Raw genomic sequence first — 19,961 nt, forward strand, 5'->3', positions numbered from 1 at the left:
ACGAGTTGGCGGTGGCGGCTGAAAGTGTTGTCACGACAACACTTTGAGACCACGCAGCGCCCGCAATTCGCCCAGCAACGCCGGGCTGACCGCCACTGGGTAGTCGGGTATCCCGAGCGCGGTCCGCTTCTGCCGGTGGCACAGCACGATGTGCACCGGAGTACTGCCATGATGGGCCAATAGCGTTGATTTGAGTTCCAGAACGCTGTCGCGGTTGATGCTTTGGGCGTTGAGTTCCAGCATCAAAGGGGGCCGCTGCTGTCCGCCGTCCAGGTGGCTGACGTCGAGCAGTGCGACATGCGAGCCGAATACCGCCATCTTGTCCTCGCGCCAGTTGACTCGGCCTTCGACGACGACGACGGAATCGACAGACAGATCCGCAGCGAACACGCTGTAGCTCTTCGGGAAGAACAGCACCTCGACCGAGGCGTCCAGATCCTCCAACACCGCGATCGCCCAGCTCTCACCCTTCTTGTTCACTCGACGCTCCAAGGAGGAGATGATTCCCGCGATAGTGACCGTTCCCTCTTTCGGTGGATTGGCGAGAATCCCGGCGATCGGCTTCGGCGCGTTCTTCCGGAGGACACGGTCCGCGCCGTCAAGCGGATGGCCGGAGACGTACAGCCCCAACATTTCCCGCTCGAGTGCGAGCATGTCCTTTCGCGGCCATTCCTCTGCGTCGAAGCGCAGGTGGGCCAGCGGTGAGGAATCGTTGTCTGTCTCCTCGGAGCCGTCTTCCACACCGAACAGGTCGAACTGCCCGATCGCCTCTTGGCGTTTCAAACCGGTGACGGCGTCCACGGCTTCCTCGTGGACTGCGATGAGCGCTCTGCGGTGGTGACCGAAGGAGTCGAATGCGCCGGCTTTGATGAGTGATTCCAGAACGCGCTTATTGCAACAGACCAGCTGCGACTTCTCGACGAAGTTCGCGAACGAGGTGTATTTTCCCTTCTGCTTGCGGGTTTCGATGATCGAATCGACAACATTGGCCCCAACATTGCGCACTCCGCCGAGCCCGAACCGGATGTCGCTGCCCACCGCGGAGAACCGTAGCGAGGATTCATTGACATCCGGGGCCAGGACCTTGATGCCGAGCTGCCTGCATTCGGAGAGGTAGATGGCTGACTTGTCCTTGTTGTCCGACACGGACGTAAGAAGTGCTGCCATGTACTCGGCCTGATAGTTGGCTTTGAGAAAGGCGGTCCAATAGCCAACCAGTGCATATCCGGCGGCGTGCGACTTGTTGAATGCGTATCCGGCGAACGGCAGCACGGTGTCCCAAAGGGCCTGCACGGACTCATCGGAGAATCCGTTCTCCCGCATGCCTGCCCGGAATCCCTCGAACTCCTTCTGCAGGACGTCCAGCTTCTTCTTGCCCATCGCCCTGCGCAGCACGTCCGCGCGCCCCATCGAGAACCCCGCGACGCGCTGCGCGATCTGCATGATCTGCTCTTGGTACACGACCAAGCCGTAGGTTTCAGCAAGAATGTCGTGCAGCGGTTCTTCGAGTTCCGCGTGGATCGGCTCTATCTGCTGCCTGGCGTTTTTGCGATCGGCATAGTTGTTGTGCGTGTTCATCGCCATCGGCCCCGGCCGATACAGCGCGTTGACAGCGACGATGTCCTCGAAGCCGGTTGGCCCGAGTCGTCGGAGTAGGTCACGCATGGCGCCACCGTCGAGCTGGAAGACGCCGAGACTGTCTCCCCGCCCCAGCAATTCATAGGTCTTCGGATCGCTGGTGCCGAGCGAGTCGAGGTCGATCGTCTCGCCACGGTTGGCTCGGATGTTGTCGATCGCGTCGCCGATTACCGTGAGATTGCGCAGTCCGAGGAAGTCCATCTTGAGCAGGCCGATGGCCTCGCACGACGGATAGTCCCATCCGGTGATCACCGCACCGTCGTCGCGCTTCCACAACGGAGTCACGTTGACAAGCGGTTCCGAGGACATGATCACCGCGCAGGCGTGCACTCCCGCGTTTCGGATCAAACCCTCCAGTCCGCGCGCGGTCTCCATGATCGTGGCGACGTCGTTATCGGTTTCGATCAGCGTCCTAACTTCGGCCGCCTCGGGGTAACGCTCGTGCTTCGGGTCGGTGATGCCCAACAGCGGAATGTCTTTGGCGGCGACCGGAGGTGGAAGTGCCTTGGAGATCCGGTCGGCAACGGCGAAACCGGCCTGGCCGTAGTGGACGCGGGCAGCGTCCTTGATCGCCGCCTTCGTTTTGATCTTGCCGAAGGTGATCACCTGCGCGACGCGATCGGCGCCGTACTTCTCCGTCGCGTAGCGGACCATTTCGCCGCGTCGGCGATCGTCGAAGTCCATATCGATATCGGGCATGGACACGCGCTCGGGGTTCAGGAATCGCTCGAACAACAGGCCGTGCTCGATCGGGTCCAGATTGGTGATTCCCATGGCGAAGGAGACCAGCGATCCCGCGGCCGAACCACGGCCAGGGCCGACGCGGATACCCTCCTTGCGCGCGTGATCCATCAGGTCCGCAGTGATCAGGAAGTAGGCGGGGAACCCCTTTTCCACGATGATGTCGATTTCGAACTCTGCGCGGCGCACGTATTCTTCCCCCACTCCGTGGGGGAAGCGCCGGTCGAGTCCACGCACAACCTGCTCGCGGAACCACGAGTTCGCGTCGTAGCCCTCGGGCGCGTCGTAGACCGGCATCCGATCTTTGTGCGCCCACACATCCGCGTAGGACTCCACCCGTTCGGCGATCAGCAAGGTGTTGTCTGCGGCGCCGGGCACCTGAGTGTCCCAGTACGCCCGCATGTCCGCCGCCGATTGCAGGTAGTAGCCATCGCCGTCGAATTTGAACCGGTTCGGGTCGCTGAGGGTCTTTCCGGCCTGCACACACAGCAGTGCGGCGTGCGCGTCGGACTGGTCCTTGCTTACGTAGTGCGAGTCGTTGGTCGCCAGCGGGGGCAGGCCGAGCTTGGCGCTGATCTCGAGCAGTCCGTCACGGACCGATCGCTCAATCGGCAAGCCGTGGTCCATCAACTCCACGAAGAAGTTGTCCTTGCCGAATATGTCGCGGTATTCGGACGCGGCCTGCATCGCCTCGGCATGTTGACCGAGGCGCAGTCGGGTCTGTACCTCACCGGATGGGCAACCGGTGGTGGCGATGATGCCGGAGGCATGCGCGGCGATCAGTTCACGGTCCATCCGCGGCTTGCGGTAGTAGCCCTCCATGCTGGCCAGCGATGACAGCGTGAACAGGTTGCGCAAACCTTGTGAATTCTGCGCCAGCATCGTCATATGCGTGTAGGCGCCACCGCCGGAGACGTCACCGCCGATGCCTTCGCCATTGGATCCGCGCTGGCCGGCCTGACCCCAGAACACCGGCTTCTTGTGGTGTCTGCTGCCCGGCGCCAGGTATGCCTCGATGCCGATGATGGGTTTGATGCCCGCCTTCGTGGCGACCTGGTAGAACTCGTCCGCGCCGAACATGTTCCCGTGGTCGGTCATGCCGACCGCGGGCATCCCGAGCCTGCCCGCCTCATCGAAGAGCGGCTTGATCTTCGCCGCACCGTCCAGCATGGAGTATTCGGTGTGTACGTGCAGGTGAACGAACGAAGACAACAGACGCCCTCCAACGATGCGACCCGGGTTCGGATCGCCTTATTCGAGCCGAGCGAGCGACCGAGGGTCAAACAATCGACACGTGCGTGGCGACAACCGGTGGTTGTTGTTGCTGGCAGTGCCCGCTGCCCGTGGAACAGTCACTCTCGCAGGAGAATTCGTGCGCTTCCGGTGCCCCGTGGGCGCCGTGTCAACTGCCCGGCCGTGTCGAGCCGATGAGGTGGCGGGAGACGCTGTCGAGCACTGCGGCACGGTTATCGATGAGGTAGAAGTGTTGGCACAAGAGCGCACCGGACGCATCGAAGTGCCCACGATCTCGGCGGACCTGTTGCGGGTCGCGCGCAAGGTGCAGAACAGATACATGGCCATGCGCCTGGATCTCACCGACGCCACCAATGTTTCATTAGCCGAGCGATACGGAGGTGTTGACACTCGACCGACGTGATTTCCGCGCAGTTACCCCGCTCACTGGTCATGCCGCGTTCCGCCTGCTGCCCGACGATCTCTAGCCGATCTGTCGGTGCTCACATCGAACCCTCTTTGTCGCCCCTTGCCACCGAAAGGTTCTACCCGCTCGCGAAAGGGCTTGCCGCCGAGGGAATTCCCATAGCGGTGACGTGCCGGGGCTTACAGCTCGCTCGCCGACCGCACTATCGGTGACCGGCCGAACGGGTGACCGCCGGTGCAGAAACCGAGGCGTATCGGGCCAACGCATTGTTCGACGCGCACCGCGACGATCCCGAATTCGAATACCGGTTTATCGCCGACGAGGCCCGCGATTCCCTTGAATGAGCGATCGCTTAGATCTCCTCGTCTGAGTGCTCGTTCAGTCGCCGGCGGTGGGTGACGGCGTTGCCGGACAAACTACGGAACCTTCCCAGACCGCACTGCCTGCCCAACGTGTCTGAGTTCACTCTGCGGATCTGCCAGAGCATCACGGCTGTCGTGACTCAGCAACCCCCGGCGCGGAACCACTCGTTACGCACGGTCCGGGGAACACTTCGCCGCTGTCTCAGTCTCAGCCTCAGCCGCTGCACACGACACTGCCGCCTCGATGCGGATGTCACCCTCGTTCAGCTCGAGGATCTGTCTGCTGATACGGGGCTCGTGCAGGAGATGGGCGAGCGTCGCAGCGACGTCGCCTCGACTGATCTGTCCATGCACTTCAGCGAGCCCGAGTGCAATGAGGCCGGTGCTGGCGTCGTCGGTCAGGAGAGATGGACGCAGGATGAACCAGTCGAGGCCGCTGTGGCTGAGAGTGACTTCCGCTTCCTTCTTTGCGGCAAAGTAGTACTCCTCGTCGGCGGGAAGTTCGCGTTCCCTCCATGCCTCCGGGAAGACGGACACGAGTGCAACTCGACGAACACCAGCAAGGTGTGCCGCTTCGACGGTCTTGGCGACACCGTCTCGGTCGATAGCCTCGGTAACACCTCGTTCGCCACCGTTCGACCCGGCGGTGAACACGATCACGTCGGTGCCGGTGACCACCGCGGCGAGATCATGTGGCGTCATAGCACCCAAGTCGCCGACGTACGTCTTGACGCCGACCGCGGCGAACTCGGCTTCGTCGCGCGTCGACCGTGTGAGCCCCTTGACGTTGTCGCCTCGATCCTTCAGGTGATCGGCGAGCAACCGGCCGATTCGTCCGGTGATGCCGATGACGAAGATGTCCATTGAATGTCTTCCCATCCCCAGGTTGTACTGAAACTTGATGTTGGAGATCCACGGTCCCTCACGACCGCTCTGCTGTCGCATTACGCAAGCCGTCATACAAGATCGTAGCGATGCGCTCCGCGTCGTCCCTCCACCCTTCTGTGCGGATCCCGCAGATACCGCCGAAGGCGCGCAGAACGATGCGCCCGCTGACGTCGTTGCGGACGAGACCGACGGCAGTGCCGGCAGCGAGCAGTTCGTCGAGGGCACGAGCCATTTCGTTGCGAGTGTCGTCGAAGACAGGCGAGTCGGTCGCCAGGATGCTCTCGAGGACTTCTCCCATCCCTCTGCCCACTGCCGCGTGCTCCACGAGCAGCAACAGGAAGATGCGCAGGGCTTCGTCCGGGGCGTGCTGCTCGAGAAGCCGGGCCGGGGTTGCACAGAGCTCTGCGACCTCGTGGCGGTATACCTCCGCGACGAGCACCTCGCGTGTGTCGAAGTGCCGGTACAGCGTGCCGATGGACACACCGGCTCGACGGGCGATCACCTCCACATGAACGTTGTCGTCGGCGAGGAATGCCTCCCGCGCCGCAGTGAGGAGCGCCTCGCGGTTGCGGCGGGCATCGGCGCGCAACGGGCGTGATGACGGCAAGCTGGTCCTCCATAAGGTGAGTCCGACTCCGTTTATGTGTAGGGTTTCCGGAGGCCTGCCCGCCACCTTCATTCCCGCCGATCTGCGGTCGGAGGAGGGGGTGGCAGAACTTGGCCGGCGAGTGGTGGACAGCGTCGGAGGCGTCGACGTCTTGGTCAACAACGCAGGAGCCGCGACCGGGCCGATGCCGACTCTGGAGCGGTCCGACGCGTCGTGGCTCGCCGATCTGGAAATGAATCTGCTCAGCGCGGTCCGACTCGACCGGGCGCTGGTTCCCGGGATGGTCGAGCGTGGCTCGGGTGTCGTGGTGCACGTGTCCTCGATCGCCAGCCATCTTCCGCAGCCGGCCGAGGCCTCGTACGCCGCATCCAAGGCGGCGCTCAACACCTACAGCCGTGAGTTGGCGACGGCGGTGGGAGGGCACGGCGTGCGCGTGGTGTGCGTTCTACCGGGATTCATCGTCACCGAGGGTGCGCGCAAGCATCTACAACAGATGGCCGACAGTCAGGGCGTCGACATCGACGGCGTCACCCAGCAGGTCGTGGATCACCTGAAGGTGCCGATGGGTCGTCCCGGCGACCCTGAGGACGTCGCAGAGATGATCGCGTTCCTTGCCTCGAGCCGCGGCAAGTGGCTCACCGGCGCCCAGTTCCGGGTGGACGGCGGCATCATTCCCACGGTCTGAGTCGCCGCCGCCCCCGACGGAGCGCCCCAACAAATCCACATCGACCTCGCCACGGATGACGCAGTGGCCGCGGACAAACGACTTCTCGACGCCGGCGGCTGCGGCCGACGGACGATCCCGTCGCCCTGCCCGAGAAGGTTCGCGTGTGTATGCCAGCCCAGCCGGACATCCGTTCTGTATTCGATGACTTCGAGCCCCAGTTCGTTCGGTCGGCAGACGGTGTTCAGGTAGGTCTAGCGAACCCCGCTCTACGAGACCCCCGATCTCGAGGAACGACTCCATCTCCTCTTCGCGGTCGGGCGTCAGCGGCCGATCCTGTCGAGCTCGGCCACCGCCTCTTCGGGGAGAGACAGTGCGGCGCCGTCGATGTTCTCGCGTAGGTGCGCAGTCGATGATGTGCCGGGGATGAGCAGAATGTTCGGGGAGCGCTGTAGCAGCCACGCGAGCGCCACCGACATCGGGGTTGCCCCGAGCCGTTTGGCTACCCCAGAGAGCGTCTCGGACTGCAGCGGCGTGAAGCCTCCCAGTGGAAAGAACGGAACGTAGGCGATGCCCTGCGCAGCGAGCTGGTCGATGAGGTTGTCGTCGTAGCGGTGCGCGAGGTTGTACATGTTCTGTACGCACACGATCGGGGCGATGCGCTGGGCTTCGTCGATTTGCTCGGGAGTGACGTTGCTGACCCCCAGGTGTCGGATCAGACCCTCCTTCTGAAGTTCAACGAGGGTTCCGAACGCCTCGGCGAGGGAGCCGGGTTGCGGGCCGTTGGCATCGCCCATGCGCATGTTGACGAGATCGAGGACCTCGACGCCGAGGGATCGGAGGTTTTCCTGGACCTGCTTGCGGAGGTCTTCGGGTCGCCGGGCGGTGGGCCAGCCGCCCTGCGCGTCGCGGTTCGCCCCGACCTTGGTGGCGATGAGCAGCGAATCGGGATAGGGGTGCAGGGCTTCGCGGATCAGGTCGTTGGTGACTCGGGGGCCGTACGCGTCGCTGGTGTCGATGTGGGTGATCCCCGCTTCGACGGCCTCGCAGAGCACGGCAAGAGCGCCGTCGCGGTCGGCAGGTGGCCCCATGACCCATGGGCCTGCGAGCTGCATCGCTCCGTAGCCGAACCTGGTGACGGAAGAGTCACCGAGAGTCCAGGTGCCGCCGGGAAGTGAGGTGCTGGATGCTTCCATCGTGTTCACCTTGCTCCTTGCTTAGGGGGTGGCGCTTATCGCTACCTAGGACCATCATTGGGGAGTTGCTTCCCTTGGGGAAGTAGGCACCTAGAAGTGCGTAACTAACTCAGGAGAAGGATCTGATCAGGTTGGGGACGACGAGTGTGGCTCAGAAGCGAGCGCTGGACAAGGTGGAGTACAACGCGTTCCTTGCGGTGTGCCCCAGCCGTCAGCTGCTCGACCGGATCTCTGACAAGTGGGTCGTGCTGGTCCTGTGCGCGCTCGGCGGCGACGCTTCCGATCAGGATGACGCGGCGGATGGCACGGCAGGCAGCGCAAAGGCCATGCGCTACTCCGAGATTTCGCGTCTGCTGGCAGGAGTCAGCCAGAAGATGCTGACCCAGACGCTACGGGCGCTGGAGCGCGACGGCATGATCACCCGCACCGTGACGCCGACGGTCCCGGTCACCGTCTCCTACGAACTGACCGATCTCGGCCTCTCTCTCCATGAGATGACACGCGGCCTCAGAAGTTGGGCACAAGACCACATGCACCAGGTCCTTGCTCACCGAGCGACGTACGACGAACACGACGTCTGACCAACGTGTTTGCACGTTCTCGGCGCCACACCCGGATTGCACGGAGGGGGAGGCCTGATCTGCCTGGGATAGGCCGACGTGGGAACCAGCGGGCTACGCTACGCTCCTCAGTCTTTGTAAAGACTCTCGAAATCGGTTATCTATCAACATGATTCATTGATAGCTACGCTGTTTCGCGCCTGATCCGAAATCCACCACTCAGCTCAGTGGGGCGCTACCGTTCCCGTCTGCGGTGAGCGTGGGTGCGCACCTTCACTCGGCTTCCGCAGGTGGAGGCACGTGGGGTCCAGATCTGAGAAATCTGGCGTTTAGCGAGTCGTGTTCTGACTGAGGGTGATTCGTGGCCGCCGAGCGAGATCCGGAGGGATATACCCGCGACAGCAACCGCGTCCGGCGCATCGGATGCGATTCAGCGGCGGGCCTGTCCAACTCTGCGAAATCTGGCGCTAAGGAGTTACCGCAGATAGCAGCTGACTATGTGCGGTAGTGTCTGGGTCGAGCTGGCCCGACGAACCGTTCGAGGCCAGTCGACTCCGGAAACTATGTGCGGTAGCGCGGGTGGAGGTCGGTGATGGGTCGGGTTCGGATGCTGCCGACGCCGGCGAGCAGTGTCCGCCTCGCCGACGCGGTGAAGGTGTACCTTGCGACAATCCCGGCCCATAACACCCGCGCGACCTATGCGGCCGCGCTGGATCGGCTGGTGCGTGATTTCGGGGCCGACACGAACGTGGCGCTGCTGGATCGGGAGCCGGATCGGGTGAGTGGGTGGTTCACCTTCGTGTGGGGCGCCAAAGCAGCCAAGACGTTCAATATCCGGTTGACCGCGCTCGGGTCGGCGTGCGCCTACTGGCGTGAGCAGGGCTGGTTGGCCGGTGATCCGCTGGTTCGCCTGCGGGCCAAACCGGCACCGCCGGACACCAGCAGGGCGCTGCGCAAGCAGCGGATCGCCGAGGTCCTGGGATCGGATGCGCCGCTGCGGGAACGGGTGTTGTGGCATCTGCTCTACGAATCCTCGGCACGCGCGGAGGAGGTGTTGACGCTCGACGTGCCGGAGCTGGACACCACGAATCGGTGCGCGGTGGTGACCCGCAAGGGCGGGGCACGCGATCTCATCGCCTGGCAGACCGGCACCGCCCGGTTGCTGCCCCGATTGTTGGCCGGTCGCACATCCGGGCCGGTGTTCCTCACCGACCGCAAGGCCCGCCCGTCGGTGGCCACCAACGATGTCGACCCCTCGACGCTGCGGGGCCGGTTGTCGTACCGGCGCGCGGCGGAGCTGTTCGAGATGTACACCGCCGACTACGACGACGGCCCTTACGTCCTGCACCAGCTGCGACATTCCCGGTTGACCCACGCCGCCGAGGACGGTGCGTCCACACCGGTGTTGATGAAGTTGTCCGGCCATACCTCGGTCCGCAGCCTCGCCAAATACGCTCGGGTGTCCGACGAGGGGCTGCGCCGGTACCAGGCCGACAGCGACCCGGCCGCACGTCGGCGACCGGGCCGCTGAGCTCTAGGCCACGGCCGTAAGGCGTTCGGCCCGTTGATCTTCCGTAGGCACGTGTCAGCCGCTTCGAACCGCGCGGGCTGCGACAGCACAGAGCGCGCTAGCAGTACGAACGGCTCACGAAACCATCGGGGCGGACCAGGACCGTCCCGTACGGCCAGCCATCCACGAGGTGCACCGGAATGTCGGCCTCCACACCGGGATCGGCCGTGAGTACGCACCACTGCGATCCGACGAGATCTAGCGTGGACACTCCGTCGGCCACCCACATGTGCGGCAGACGGGATCCCGGCGACCCGTCGAGGTCGAGGGCGACGTCCTCGGTGGAGGGGAGCTCGGCGCCACCGTACCGGTAGCCCATGTGTACCACTGGCGCGTTGATCGCCCCTGCTGCCTTGCGCGCCTGTGCCATGTCCTTCCCCCAGTGGAGGGACGGATCGTTGAACCGTAGGCGCGCTTGCTCCATCGTCATGAGGGCCACCGGATGGCGTTCGGTGTGATAAGTCTGCAGCAGTTCGGGTCCGGCCTCACCGCGCAGTACGTGCGCGAGCTTCCACGCCAGATTGTGCGCGTCGGCGATGCCGGTGTTCAACCCGAACGCGCCCAGTGGGGGGATGGCGTGCGCCGCGTCGCCCACCAGGAAGACCCGCCCGCCGCAGAGCCGATCGGCCACCTGGCCGCGTCCCCGAAACTTCAGCACACTGCGGATGTCCACCTCGATCGACGGGTCGCCGAGCGCGGTGCGGATCAGGTCGGGAGTCGGCTCTGTATCGAGGCGGGTGAGGAACACCCACTCGCGTTCGCCGTCGACGGTCACCAGCAGGCCGGTCGCGTCCGGATGCTCGATATTGCACATTGCGAACGGTTGGCGCGGACGCAGATCAGCCCCGAACAGAACACTCGTGGTCTCCTGACCGATCACACCGGGACCGGTGAGGCCGACGCCGAGGATCTGCCGAACCCGACTGCGCACACCATCGGCCGCCACCAGATAGCGTGCCCGCACGACACGCCGGTCGGACAGGGTCGCCGTGACGCCGCCGGAGTCCTGCTCGAACGAGTCGAGCGCCACGCCGAACTCCACGTCACCGGCCTTGGTGATCAACATACGGTCGAGCAGGTTCTGTCCGCAGGTGCCGCGGATCCGGGCCGGTGTGTAGGTGAGCTCGGCCGCGGTTTTCGCCTTCCACTCCGCGCCTTCGGTGAAGTCGGCCTCGGCGAGCGTGCGCCCTCTGATCTTCCCCGCCTGCAGGTCGACCGCGGCCTCGTTGACCGCTTGATCCAGGCCGACCTCGCGCAGGATCTCCACCGATCGCGACCCGATGCCGGTGGCCCTGGGGTGGGGCGAGAGCTCCGGCTTCTCCTCCACGACGAAGGGCTCGACGCCGTGGTGGCGCAACAGCACCGCGAGCATCAGCCCGACGGATCCGCCGCCGGCGATCAAAACTTCAGTGGATACAGTGTGCCCGTTCATGGGCACACTGTATCCACTTCTGTAGACTCCTGTCCATGTCACTTATCTGGGAGCGTGAGCCGTACCGGTCGAAAAGGCAGGCCCTGAGCGTGGAGCGCATCGTGGACGCCTCCGTCGCCATCGCCGACGCCGAGGGGCTCGACGCGGTGTCGATGCGCCGCGTCGCCGCCGAGCTGTCGACCGGCACGACCTCGCTCTACCGCTACGTGGACAGCCGCGACGACTTGCTCGATCTCATGGCCGATGCGGTACAGGACGACCACGTGCCGCTGACGGGAGACTGGCGCGCCGACCTCGAGGCTTACGCCCACCATGAGCGCGAGCTGTGGCTGCGGCACACCTGGCTCGCCCCGCTGCTGGCCACCCGGCCATCACTCGGCCCCAACTGGCTGCGCGGCCTGGAACACGCCCTCACCGCAGCCGCCCCGCTGACCTCCGACATCGCCGACGCGGCCTCGGCCGTCGGGCTGATCAGGGACTACGTGCGCGGCGCGGTCATACGCGAGCTCGCCGAGAAACAGACCCAGCGGCGCACCGGTCAGACCGAGGACCAGTGGCGCGCCGCCGTCGCCCCCTACATGCGCAAGGTCATCGAGAGCGGCGCGTATCCCCTGGTTTCGCGCATGACCAAATCCGCCGACCTGAGCCCGGCCGAACAGTTCTCGTACGGGTTGCACCACATCCTCACCGGGATCACGGACTCTCAGCAGACGGCACAGTGATCACGAATGCGCCGAGGCCGACCCCGCCCGAACAGGGAACCGTCTACGCGACACACTGCAATCGGCTGTTACAGCTCGCTTTGCTTGGCCATCCATACTGCTGAGCGGGCCGACCTGGGCGCCCGATTCACTCGTCATCGTCGGGAGCATCCGGATCCCGCAACGGCCGGTGACCTCCGCCCAGATCTGGCAGGTGGAAGCTGTAGTGACCGTCGAGACGGATATGGCGGCGGATGAATGGCGACAGCCGCGCGGCATCCTCGTCACGCACCGGGTAGCCCTGTACGCGCAGCTCGTCCAGCGCCCGGTCCAGGTACACCGAATTCCATAGCACGGTGATATTCAAAACGAGCCCGAGCGCGGAGAGTTGGTCTTCCATGCCGTCGAGGTAGGCGCGGGTGAGTTCGCCCTTGCGGCCATGGAAGACGGTGCGGCCCAGGTCGTGGCGTCCTTCCTGCAGGTTGGCCTGAGCCTTGGATTCCCGCCGGTAGGGTTCGTCGTCGGCCAGGCGCAGGATGGTTGGGTCGGACCGGGGCGCGGAGCTGGCCTTGCAGCCAGCCCGTTTCCCCGGTCCGCCCGCCGCACCCGCCGTGCGCGTCTCCGCGCAACGGGCGCTCCACGCGCCTTACCCGCTGGTCAGGCACCGATAGTGGTGACTGCCGGTTTCGGGGTCCACGGGGTCGGGATGGTGTTGCCGCGATAGCGGTAACGGGTCACCTTGACGCTGGATGCGCCGGTGAATACGACCCCGTTGTGGGCGATGATCCAGGTGCCCGGTCGGCAGAACCGGCGGCGCAACGCGCTCCATCTGAGCCGGGAGTGCTTATGGTGCAACCACTTTGCGATGCGATGCCACGCAAGGTGGTCGATCGCGTGGAACACCTGCTTGGACACCCCGTGCCTGAAATAGTTCGCCCAGCCCCGCAACATCCTGTTCAAACCGGTCAGCAGTTCGTCCAGGCCCTGATGCAGGGTCGACCTGTTCACTTTCTCCCGAACCTTGCCCTTGATCGACGAAATCGCCTTCTTGGACGGCCGGGTATAGATGAAATGCTTCTGCGTCCCTCGTTTCCGCTGCCTGCAGATGTTGTGGCCGAGGAAGTCGAAGCCCTCGTCGACATGGACGACACGGGTCTTCTCCTGTGCCAGACGTAACCCCAGCGGGGCCAGAACATCTGCCACTTCCTCACGCAGCGCCTCGGCATGGCTTCGGTCGCCCGACACCATCAGGACGAAGTCATCCGCGAAACGGATAATCCGCCAGTTGCCCAAGCCCTTTCGTTTGCGTGTGGCCCGCCGCTTGTCGGTGCTCATCGTCTCTCGCCACTGCTGGTCGAAGTGCTCGTCCAGCGCGGAAAGGGCGATGTTCGCCAGCAGCGGGGAAAGAATCCCGCCCTGGGGCACACCAGTCCACGTGTCCTCCGTTTCCCCGAAAGTCGTCATGATCCCGGATTTCAGGAACGCCTTCACCAACGCGCGCACCCGCTTGTCCTTGACCCGCCCCCGCAGGCGGTCCATCAGGGCAGTGTGATCGATTTCGTCGAAACACGCCTTGATGTCCGCCTCCAACACCCACTGATAATTCCGCGGGCGGGATGCGAGGAAATGGATCTCGGAGACAGCATCGTGCGCACGCCGGTTGGGACGGAACCCATACGAGCACGGCAGAAAATCCGCCTCGAAAATCGGCTCGAGCACCGCTTTCAGACTGGCCTGCACGACCCGGTCAGCGACAGTTGGAATCCCCAGCTTGCGCAGCTTGCCGCCCGCCTTGGGAATCATCACCTGCCGCACCGCGACCGGCGAGAACTCGCCGGACTTCAGTGAGTCCCGAATGCCGTCCAGGAACGCGTGCACCCCGATCCAGGTCTCGATATGGGCCACAGTGACCCTGTCGATCCCCGCTGTCCTTGCTCCCGCGTTGCCGGCCACGCGTTCCCACGCGTGTACCAGAAACGCCGGGTCATGGACGAGGTTGAACAGATCGCCGAAACGGGGGGAGGAGTCTTCCCCCGCCCAGCGATGCAACTTGATCTGCATTCTCCGTACCGCGAAATACGCCGAATCGGAATCCGGCCACACCACAGCACTGGTGTTCACCAGCGCATCTTCGGACATTGCACCCTTCTCCTTGACTGGCCCGCTGCCGTCCTTCCCCATGCGCCGGGCTTTCCCCGGCTCGGAGTACTACGACGGCTCCGCCCCGTCCACGCCTTCGGCAGGCGTCGCACCTATCCCCATCCCAGCCCTCTGGCCGAGGGCGGGACGAGGAACGCACGCGGACGGTTCCCACGTTCACTGTTGATCGGTCGACGAGTTAGGCACCCGGCTCTGCCCCTGCGGTTTCGCCACGGCTACGCCGTAGTCCTTCACCGTGGCCTCCCAGCCCAGGCGAGCAATACCCGACCAGGAGTTCCCCACCCAAAAGGGCAGGTGCGCACCGCATCCCAGCCCATATCCACCGGGTTGGAGCTGGTACAAAATGAAGAGGCTTAAAGCCACCGGTTCCTCGCGTATACCTTCCCGTCTCGTTCACCAGGCCCGGCCCATCCGGTAGTCCTGAGCCGACCTGACTTCGTCGAGGCTGCTCCCACCCTCACCGGCGACCCCCGGATCAGGCTGCCTCCAACTTTCACCCCGCCGCTACGACGGCCGGGTCACGGTGGTCTCTCACCTCCGTCCGATCAAACCAGCGCCTCGTGGCGCACTGCTGGGTCTTGAAGATCCGGCCGTAGTAGGCGATGGCCTGGCCGAGGTGGGTGGGGTTACCGTCGCGGGAGATCATGCGCGTGACCTTGCTACCCTCGGGTTGACGCAGGATCACGTCGATGGCGTTGAGCGAGTCGCGCGGGGTACCCGACACGACCATCGCGTTGAGCCCAGCGGCCTGGTCGTTGAGCATGTTCAGCCAGGTACTGCCTCGTTTCGGTCCGAAGTATTTTCGGTTCGGTCGGGCGTGGATGGACCGGACAGGTACCACGAACCGCATCCCGTCCACGCTGGCGACGCAGCCGCTGCCCCACAGCTGGGCCAATGGCACCTCGGATTGGGCGTTGACCAGCACCGTGTTCGCCGCGGCCATCGTCTCCGCCCGTAGGTAGTGCTGGTCGACGTGGCGCAGCCGATCACGGGTCAACGCATCCGCACCGGGCGAGGTCACCGGAACGAGCCCGACATTCATGGCCTGGGCGCACAGGACAGCGGCCACGGACACACCCAAGTCCGCGACGCGGGCCTTGGTGCCGGCGACATGGGTGAATGCCTCCCCGAAATCCGGATGCCAGCTCATCACCTCCAGGACCATCTCCGGCAGATCCACGCGCGGGATCATCGCCGCGGTCCGGCGGCGCAGATCGACCAGGCTCGGCGGGTCCGGCACCGCGTTCAACGCCGCCACGTGCAGTTTCCCGTCCTCGTCCACCGTCGTCGGAGTGTCTTCACCCAACCGGGCGGCCAGCTCCCGGTAGGTGGCGTCGAGGGTTTCGCCCAGCTCACCCAGTATCGCGCGCGGGTTGTCCGGCAGGCCGAGCGCGTTCATGCCCCGGTCGCGGGCGGATTCCCACGCCATACCCGACAGCAGATGCGAGCGCGGGTCACGCCATTTCGAGGAGTGCTCGGCGAAGATGTTGCGGTGCTTGAGATGCCGGTGGAACTGTTCGAGCACACACAGGGTGTAGGCGCCTCGGTCGACGGTCTCGACCGGCCGTGCCAGCGGGTAGACCAGGCGCTGCCAGCCGCCGCTGACCAGGTCGTGATCGACACGGCGGGCATCGAGCCAGCGGGCCGGTAACCCGCCACGAGCAGTGCGTTGCGGGGAGATCAGATCCGCCAGCACGGCAACGGCTTTCAGCACCGGCGCGGCGTCGGCGGTGGCGCCGAAGTCGATGTTGCGCATCATCGCGGGCAGGAACGCCCGCACCGTGGCATACCGGTTGGCCAGCTCCTCGAGCCGCTGCGAGTCGCACTCCGGATCCGCCTGCGGCACAAGTTCATCGATCGATGCGAGCGCGGCCCGCAGTTCGGCCTTGGACACGGTGTTCTCGATCAGATCCCACACCAGCTCCAGCGACAACCCTGGTTCGGCTTCGCTCATCTCCAGCAGCACCCGCACCGCCTGGGCCAGCTTGCCGGCGTTGCGGCTCACCCGCGGATAGCGTTTCAGTTTCTCGTCCTTGGACTGGCGTTCGGCCTTGGCCATCAAGTCGGTGACCATCAGCAGGTCGAACAACTCCAGCACGTCGTCAATGGCCTTGGCGCGCAAGGTGAATACCGTCGCGCACAGCAACGCCAGCAGCCGCTCCCGCTGGGGTTTCATCCGCCGCAGGTGCGCGGTCTTGCCGGTCACACCATGCGCGGCCAAGGCGATCAACCGGCGCGCCGGCACCGCCGCGATATCCACCGACGCCGGGATCACCGCGTTCACATCCCGCACCCGCGCCAGCGCGTTCTTCATGCCCGTCTAGGTCGGGGCGAATGCCCCCTTGCGTAGTCGCTCCAGCTCGACATACCTGCGGCGGTTCTCCTCCCGGGTGTCCAGCAGCCCCAGTAGCTGCCCGGCCTCCCCGCCGGACAGCTGACTTGCCAGCTGCGTCCACAATCGCCGGTCGGCGTCCTGCTTGCCGTCGGTGACCAGCCGCTCCAGCGTCGTGACACCAGGTAGCAGAGCGTTGCGTTCGCGCAACCAGCCCACCGCGCCCGCGAGCAGGGATTTCGGACCGTCGCCGGTCATCCATGCCTGATCAGCGATCCACGCCAGCAGATCGGCCTCGACCTGCGCGAACGAGATCAGCCCCTCCTTGCGCTGGATCTCCCACGCATGTTCGAACCGGGTCTTCTCCCGGTCGGTGTAGGACTTCACGCACGACGGATCCGCGATCTTGAGCTGCTCAGCCAGGTAATCGACCAACTCACCCGGAACATCGAGCGGATCGGGCAAGAACATACCCAGATACCGCACAGTCACCAGCTGGAGCGCGAAACCGAGCCGATTCGAATCCCGCCGGCGAGCCGCAATCAGCTCCCGATCCTTGTCATCGAGATGAAAGAACCGCTCCAGCTCGACCCGCGACAGCACACCGAACCGGCCGTACCCGACCCCGCCCTCATCACCCACAAACCGACATGCAACCACCACACGCCCATCAGCACCCACCGATCCAGCGAATCAACCTTCACAGCAACGTGTTTCGATCACCAGCACTCGCTAACGCCAGTTTCCGTTCGCCTGGACCCCACGTGCCGTGGATATGGAGCACCACTTCGCGCTGCCGGGGCGACTGTGGTCGATGAGGAAGAGATTGCATTCGGTATTGGCGCACGGGCGAAGCCGTCCGGGCATTTCTTTCATGACTTCGGACCAGGCCATCGCCGCACGAACTGCGAGCCTCTCGACTGCAGGTGCTTGTAGCTCCCATCGGATCCCCCCGGGCGTGACCTCGGGTGTGAGGATCGCCCCGCCGATCAGTGACCCGAGGTCGGCGCCGGGGTCGGCCTGCTCGCGAATCACCTCATGCAAGGCGCTGCGCATCCGCTGAAGGTACGCGATATCGGCCTTCGAACCCGTTCCACAGAATTGCTGGGCAAATTCTTTGCCGGCGACGCGCACCTTCCTGGCGAACCTCGGTATCGCGAAGTACACGGTGTACGTGCAGGACTACGGCGCCCCGATCGCCTGGCGTCTGGCGCTCGCCGATCCAGAGTCCGTCGAGGCCGTGATCTCACGGAACGGCAACGCGTACGAAGAAGGCTTCGTACCGGCATTCTGGGGGGGCCGATCTGGGCCTACAGCGCCGACCGGTCCGACGAGAAAGAAAGGGCTCTCCGGCCTGCCCTCGAGCGCGAAGCGGTCGAATGGCAGTACAAGCACGGGGTGGCTGACGAGACCACCAGCGACCCCGATGCCTGGGAACACGACCTCGCGCTCCCGAGTCGTCCGGGGGTGGATCGCGCTCAGCTCGATCTATTCGCCCCCTTGAACGAGCGATCGCTTAGATCTCCTCGTCTGAGTGCTCGTTCAGTCGCCGGCCTTCACCATCCGTTCGGCCAGGGCGGCGAACGAAGCGCCGACGGCCTCAGGGGTGTGTAGTTCGCGGGACGGATACCACCGGACCGTATCGATGCACAGCGACAGGATCGCTAGTGTCGTGACGTCGATGTCTGCCACGGCGAACTCGCCGTCGCGGGTTCCCTCGGATATAACGTCGCGCATCGTGGCGACGATGTCATGTCGCAGTTGGACGACCTCTGCGAGGTTCTCCTCCTCCAGTGCGGACAGTTGGTACTGCACCACGCGGCCCGCAGTGTGGTGCTCGGCGTGCCAGGAGGCGAACGCGTAAACGGCGGCACGCAGGCGTTTCGTCGGAGAACCCGGGGTGTCGGCACCCGTACGGATTGCGGTGAGCGCCGCGATGTGTCCGGCCAGGCTCAGCCGTGCCAGGATCTCCTGCTTGGACCGGAAGTGGATGTACATCGCCGCGGGACTCATACCGGCGCCCGCCGCGATCTCGCGGGTGCTCGTGCCGTGGTAGCCCTTCGCGGCGAACGCATCGCGCGCGGCGTCGAGCAGTCGCTGCACCGCGTCCCCGATCGGACGTTGCGCCACTGTGTCGCCCGCTCGCGTTCCTGATCGCGCCGACATTCGTTCCGCCCTCCGCAGTATCCGCCGACCCGATGTCGACGCCCACCCATTGACTTTCGCATACTCTGATCGCAGACTAAGCGAACGCTTAGATTTTAGGGGTTGAGTTCGAAAGGTACGTGGTGAAGAGGTCAGTTTTCAGCGCCGATCACGATCAGTTCCGTGAGTCCGTCCGCGATTTCCTCGCGCGCGAGGTGGTGCCGAATGTCGAGTCCTATGCCGAGGACAAGCTCATCGCGCGGGAGGTGTGGCACGCGGCCGGCAAGCAGGGCATCCTCGGCCTCGAGATCCCCGAGACCTACGGTGGGGGCGAGGCCGACGACTACCGGTTCAACGCGGTCGCCACCGAGGAACTGGCCGCCGTGAACATGGCGCTCGCGTCGAGCTTCAGCATCCACTTCGACATCGTGACGCCGTACGTTGTCGACCTCGCGTCGGAGGAACAGAAGCAGCAGTGGCTGCCACGGATGGCGGCCGGTGAGGCCGTCGCGGCGATCGGAATGACCGAGCCGTCCGCGGGATCGGATCTCGCGAACCTCGAGACCTCCGCCGTGCGGGACGGCTCCGACTGGATCCTGAACGGCTCCAAGACATTCATCACGAACGGGTACACCGCCGACGTGGTGGTCGTCGCCGCGCGAACCGATCCGACCCAGCGGTCCAAGGGCATCAGCCTATTCCTCGTCGATGCATCACTGCCCGGTTTCGAGCGGGGACGCAAGCTGGACAAGGTCGGTCAGCCCGAGTCCGACACCGCCGAACTCTTCTTCGACGGGGTCCGCCTGCCTGAGGACGCGATCCTCGGTGAGCCCGGAACGGGATTCGTCTCGATGATGGAGCGGCTGCCGCAGGAGCGCATCGGCGCGGCGGTCACCAATGTCGCGCACGCCAAGCAGATCCTGCTCGAGACGATCGAATACGCCAAGGAGCGCAAGGCGTTCGGGAACTCGATCGGGTCATTCCAGCACAACAAGTTCCTGCTGGCGGAGCTGGTCACCAAGATCGAAGTGGCACAGGCCTACATCGACGCCGCGGTGGCCGAGCACGCTGGCAACGGGTTGAGCGCAGTCGACGCGGCCAAGGCCAAGTGGTGGTCGGCGCAGGTGCAGAACGAGGTCCTCGACCACTGCGTGCAGCTGCACGGCGGCTACGGCTACATGCGTGAGTACCGCGTCGCACGTGCGTGGATGGACGCCCGTGTCACCAAGATCTGGGCCGGATCCAACGAAATCATGAAGGAAATCATCGGGCGCGATCTCGCGCTGTGACTTGGTCCCGGCGCCT

General features: G+C 64.7%; 17 protein-coding genes. 6 read left to right on the forward strand and 11 right to left on the reverse strand.

What is annotated here, in order from left to right; all coding sequences use genetic code 11:
• Positions 1–30: 30 nt before the first annotated feature.
• Positions 31–3,594 (reverse strand): DNA polymerase III subunit alpha, encoded by a 3,564-nt coding sequence (gene dnaE, locus LKE06_RS17835; RefSeq protein ID WP_228000661.1) that lies wholly within the window; start codon positions 3,592–3,594, stop codon positions 31–33.
• A gap of 184 nt (positions 3,595–3,778) precedes the next feature.
• Between dnaE and LKE06_RS17840 the strand changes: the two genes are divergently transcribed.
• Positions 3,779–4,036 carry a hypothetical protein gene (locus LKE06_RS17840; RefSeq protein ID WP_228000383.1) on the forward strand — a complete coding sequence of 86 codons (258 nt, stop codon included), beginning with the start codon at positions 3,779–3,781 and terminating at the stop codon, positions 4,034–4,036.
• A 533-nt stretch (positions 4,037–4,569) separates the two neighbouring features.
• On the opposite strand, the gene LKE06_RS17845 is transcribed toward LKE06_RS17840, so the two are convergent.
• Together LKE06_RS17845 and LKE06_RS17850 are read right to left on the reverse strand one after the other, a co-directional pair.
• A complete protein-coding gene (locus tag LKE06_RS17845) occupies positions 4,570–5,280 on the reverse strand; it encodes an SDR family oxidoreductase (protein ID WP_308188380.1) in 711 nt (236 codons plus the stop codon).
• A gap of 43 nt (positions 5,281–5,323) precedes the next feature.
• Positions 5,324–5,896 carry a TetR/AcrR family transcriptional regulator gene (locus tag LKE06_RS17850; RefSeq protein WP_228000384.1) on the reverse strand — a complete coding sequence of 191 codons (573 nt, stop codon included), beginning with the start codon at positions 5,894–5,896 and terminating at the stop codon, positions 5,324–5,326.
• Between the two features lie 34 nt (positions 5,897–5,930).
• Here LKE06_RS17850 and LKE06_RS17855 point away from each other — a divergent pair, with 34 nt between their 5' ends.
• Entirely contained in the window at positions 5,931–6,581 is a 651-nt protein-coding gene (locus LKE06_RS17855; protein ID WP_228000385.1) for an oxidoreductase, read from the forward strand.
• Positions 6,582–6,883: 302 nt separating this feature from the next.
• On the opposite strand, the gene LKE06_RS17860 is transcribed toward LKE06_RS17855, so the two are convergent.
• The gene (locus LKE06_RS17860) at positions 6,884–7,756 is read right to left on the reverse strand and encodes an aldo/keto reductase family oxidoreductase (protein ID WP_228000386.1); all 873 of its coding nucleotides are present in this window, start codon (positions 7,754–7,756) and stop codon (positions 6,884–6,886) included.
• Positions 7,757–7,887: 131 nt separating this feature from the next.
• On the opposite strand from LKE06_RS17860, the gene LKE06_RS17865 reads away from it, so the two are divergent.
• Positions 7,888–8,337 carry a winged helix-turn-helix transcriptional regulator gene (locus LKE06_RS17865; protein ID WP_228000387.1) on the forward strand — a complete coding sequence of 150 codons (450 nt, stop codon included), beginning with the start codon at positions 7,888–7,890 and terminating at the stop codon, positions 8,335–8,337.
• A 571-nt stretch (positions 8,338–8,908) separates the two neighbouring features.
• Positions 8,909–9,847: a tyrosine-type recombinase/integrase gene (locus LKE06_RS17870; RefSeq protein ID WP_228000388.1), complete on the forward strand. Its 939-nt coding sequence runs from the start codon at positions 8,909–8,911 to the stop codon at positions 9,845–9,847.
• A 97-nt stretch (positions 9,848–9,944) separates the two neighbouring features.
• Here LKE06_RS17870 and LKE06_RS17875 read toward each other — a convergent pair whose 3' ends face one another.
• Positions 9,945–11,318: an FAD-dependent monooxygenase gene (locus LKE06_RS17875; protein WP_228000389.1), complete on the reverse strand. Its 1,374-nt coding sequence runs from the start codon at positions 11,316–11,318 to the stop codon at positions 9,945–9,947.
• A 35-nt stretch (positions 11,319–11,353) separates the two neighbouring features.
• On the opposite strand from LKE06_RS17875, the gene LKE06_RS17880 reads away from it, so the two are divergent.
• Positions 11,354–12,040 (forward strand): TetR/AcrR family transcriptional regulator, encoded by a 687-nt coding sequence (locus LKE06_RS17880; protein ID WP_228000390.1) that lies wholly within the window; start codon positions 11,354–11,356, stop codon positions 12,038–12,040.
• Between the two features lie 127 nt (positions 12,041–12,167).
• Here LKE06_RS17880 and LKE06_RS17885 read toward each other — a convergent pair whose 3' ends face one another.
• The 6 genes from LKE06_RS17885 to LKE06_RS17910 all read right to left on the reverse strand — a co-directional run bounded on the left by LKE06_RS17885 (position 12,168) and on the right by LKE06_RS17910 (position 18,677).
• Entirely contained in the window at positions 12,168–12,557 is a 390-nt protein-coding gene (locus tag LKE06_RS17885) for a Tn3 family transposase (protein ID WP_228000663.1), read from the reverse strand.
• A gap of 119 nt (positions 12,558–12,676) precedes the next feature.
• The gene (gene ltrA / locus LKE06_RS17890; protein ID WP_228000391.1) at positions 12,677–14,158 is read right to left on the reverse strand and encodes a group II intron reverse transcriptase/maturase; all 1,482 of its coding nucleotides are present in this window, start codon (positions 14,156–14,158) and stop codon (positions 12,677–12,679) included.
• A gap of 514 nt (positions 14,159–14,672) precedes the next feature.
• Positions 14,673–16,493: a Tn3 family transposase gene (locus LKE06_RS17895; protein ID WP_228000392.1), complete on the reverse strand. Its 1,821-nt coding sequence runs from the start codon at positions 16,491–16,493 to the stop codon at positions 14,673–14,675.
• 6 nt (positions 16,494–16,499) lie between these two features.
• Positions 16,500–17,153 (reverse strand): DUF4158 domain-containing protein, encoded by a 654-nt coding sequence (locus LKE06_RS17900; protein ID WP_228000393.1) that lies wholly within the window; start codon positions 17,151–17,153, stop codon positions 16,500–16,502.
• Between the two features lie 90 nt (positions 17,154–17,243).
• On the reverse strand, positions 17,244–17,645 hold the full coding sequence (locus tag LKE06_RS32925) for a CGNR zinc finger domain-containing protein (RefSeq protein ID WP_228000394.1): 402 nt from the start codon (positions 17,643–17,645) through the stop codon (positions 17,244–17,246).
• A gap of 408 nt (positions 17,646–18,053) precedes the next feature.
• A complete protein-coding gene (locus LKE06_RS17910) occupies positions 18,054–18,677 on the reverse strand; it encodes a TetR/AcrR family transcriptional regulator (protein WP_228000395.1) in 624 nt (207 codons plus the stop codon).
• A 122-nt stretch (positions 18,678–18,799) separates the two neighbouring features.
• Between LKE06_RS17910 and LKE06_RS17915 the strand changes: the two genes are divergently transcribed.
• On the forward strand, positions 18,800–19,945 hold the full coding sequence (locus LKE06_RS17915) for an acyl-CoA dehydrogenase family protein (protein WP_228000396.1): 1,146 nt from the start codon (positions 18,800–18,802) through the stop codon (positions 19,943–19,945).
• Positions 19,946–19,961 lie beyond the last annotated feature (16 nt).

It is taken from the genome of Nocardia australiensis (assembly GCF_020733705.1).
Classification (GTDB): Bacteria; Actinomycetota; Actinomycetes; order Mycobacteriales; family Mycobacteriaceae; genus Nocardia; species Nocardia australiensis.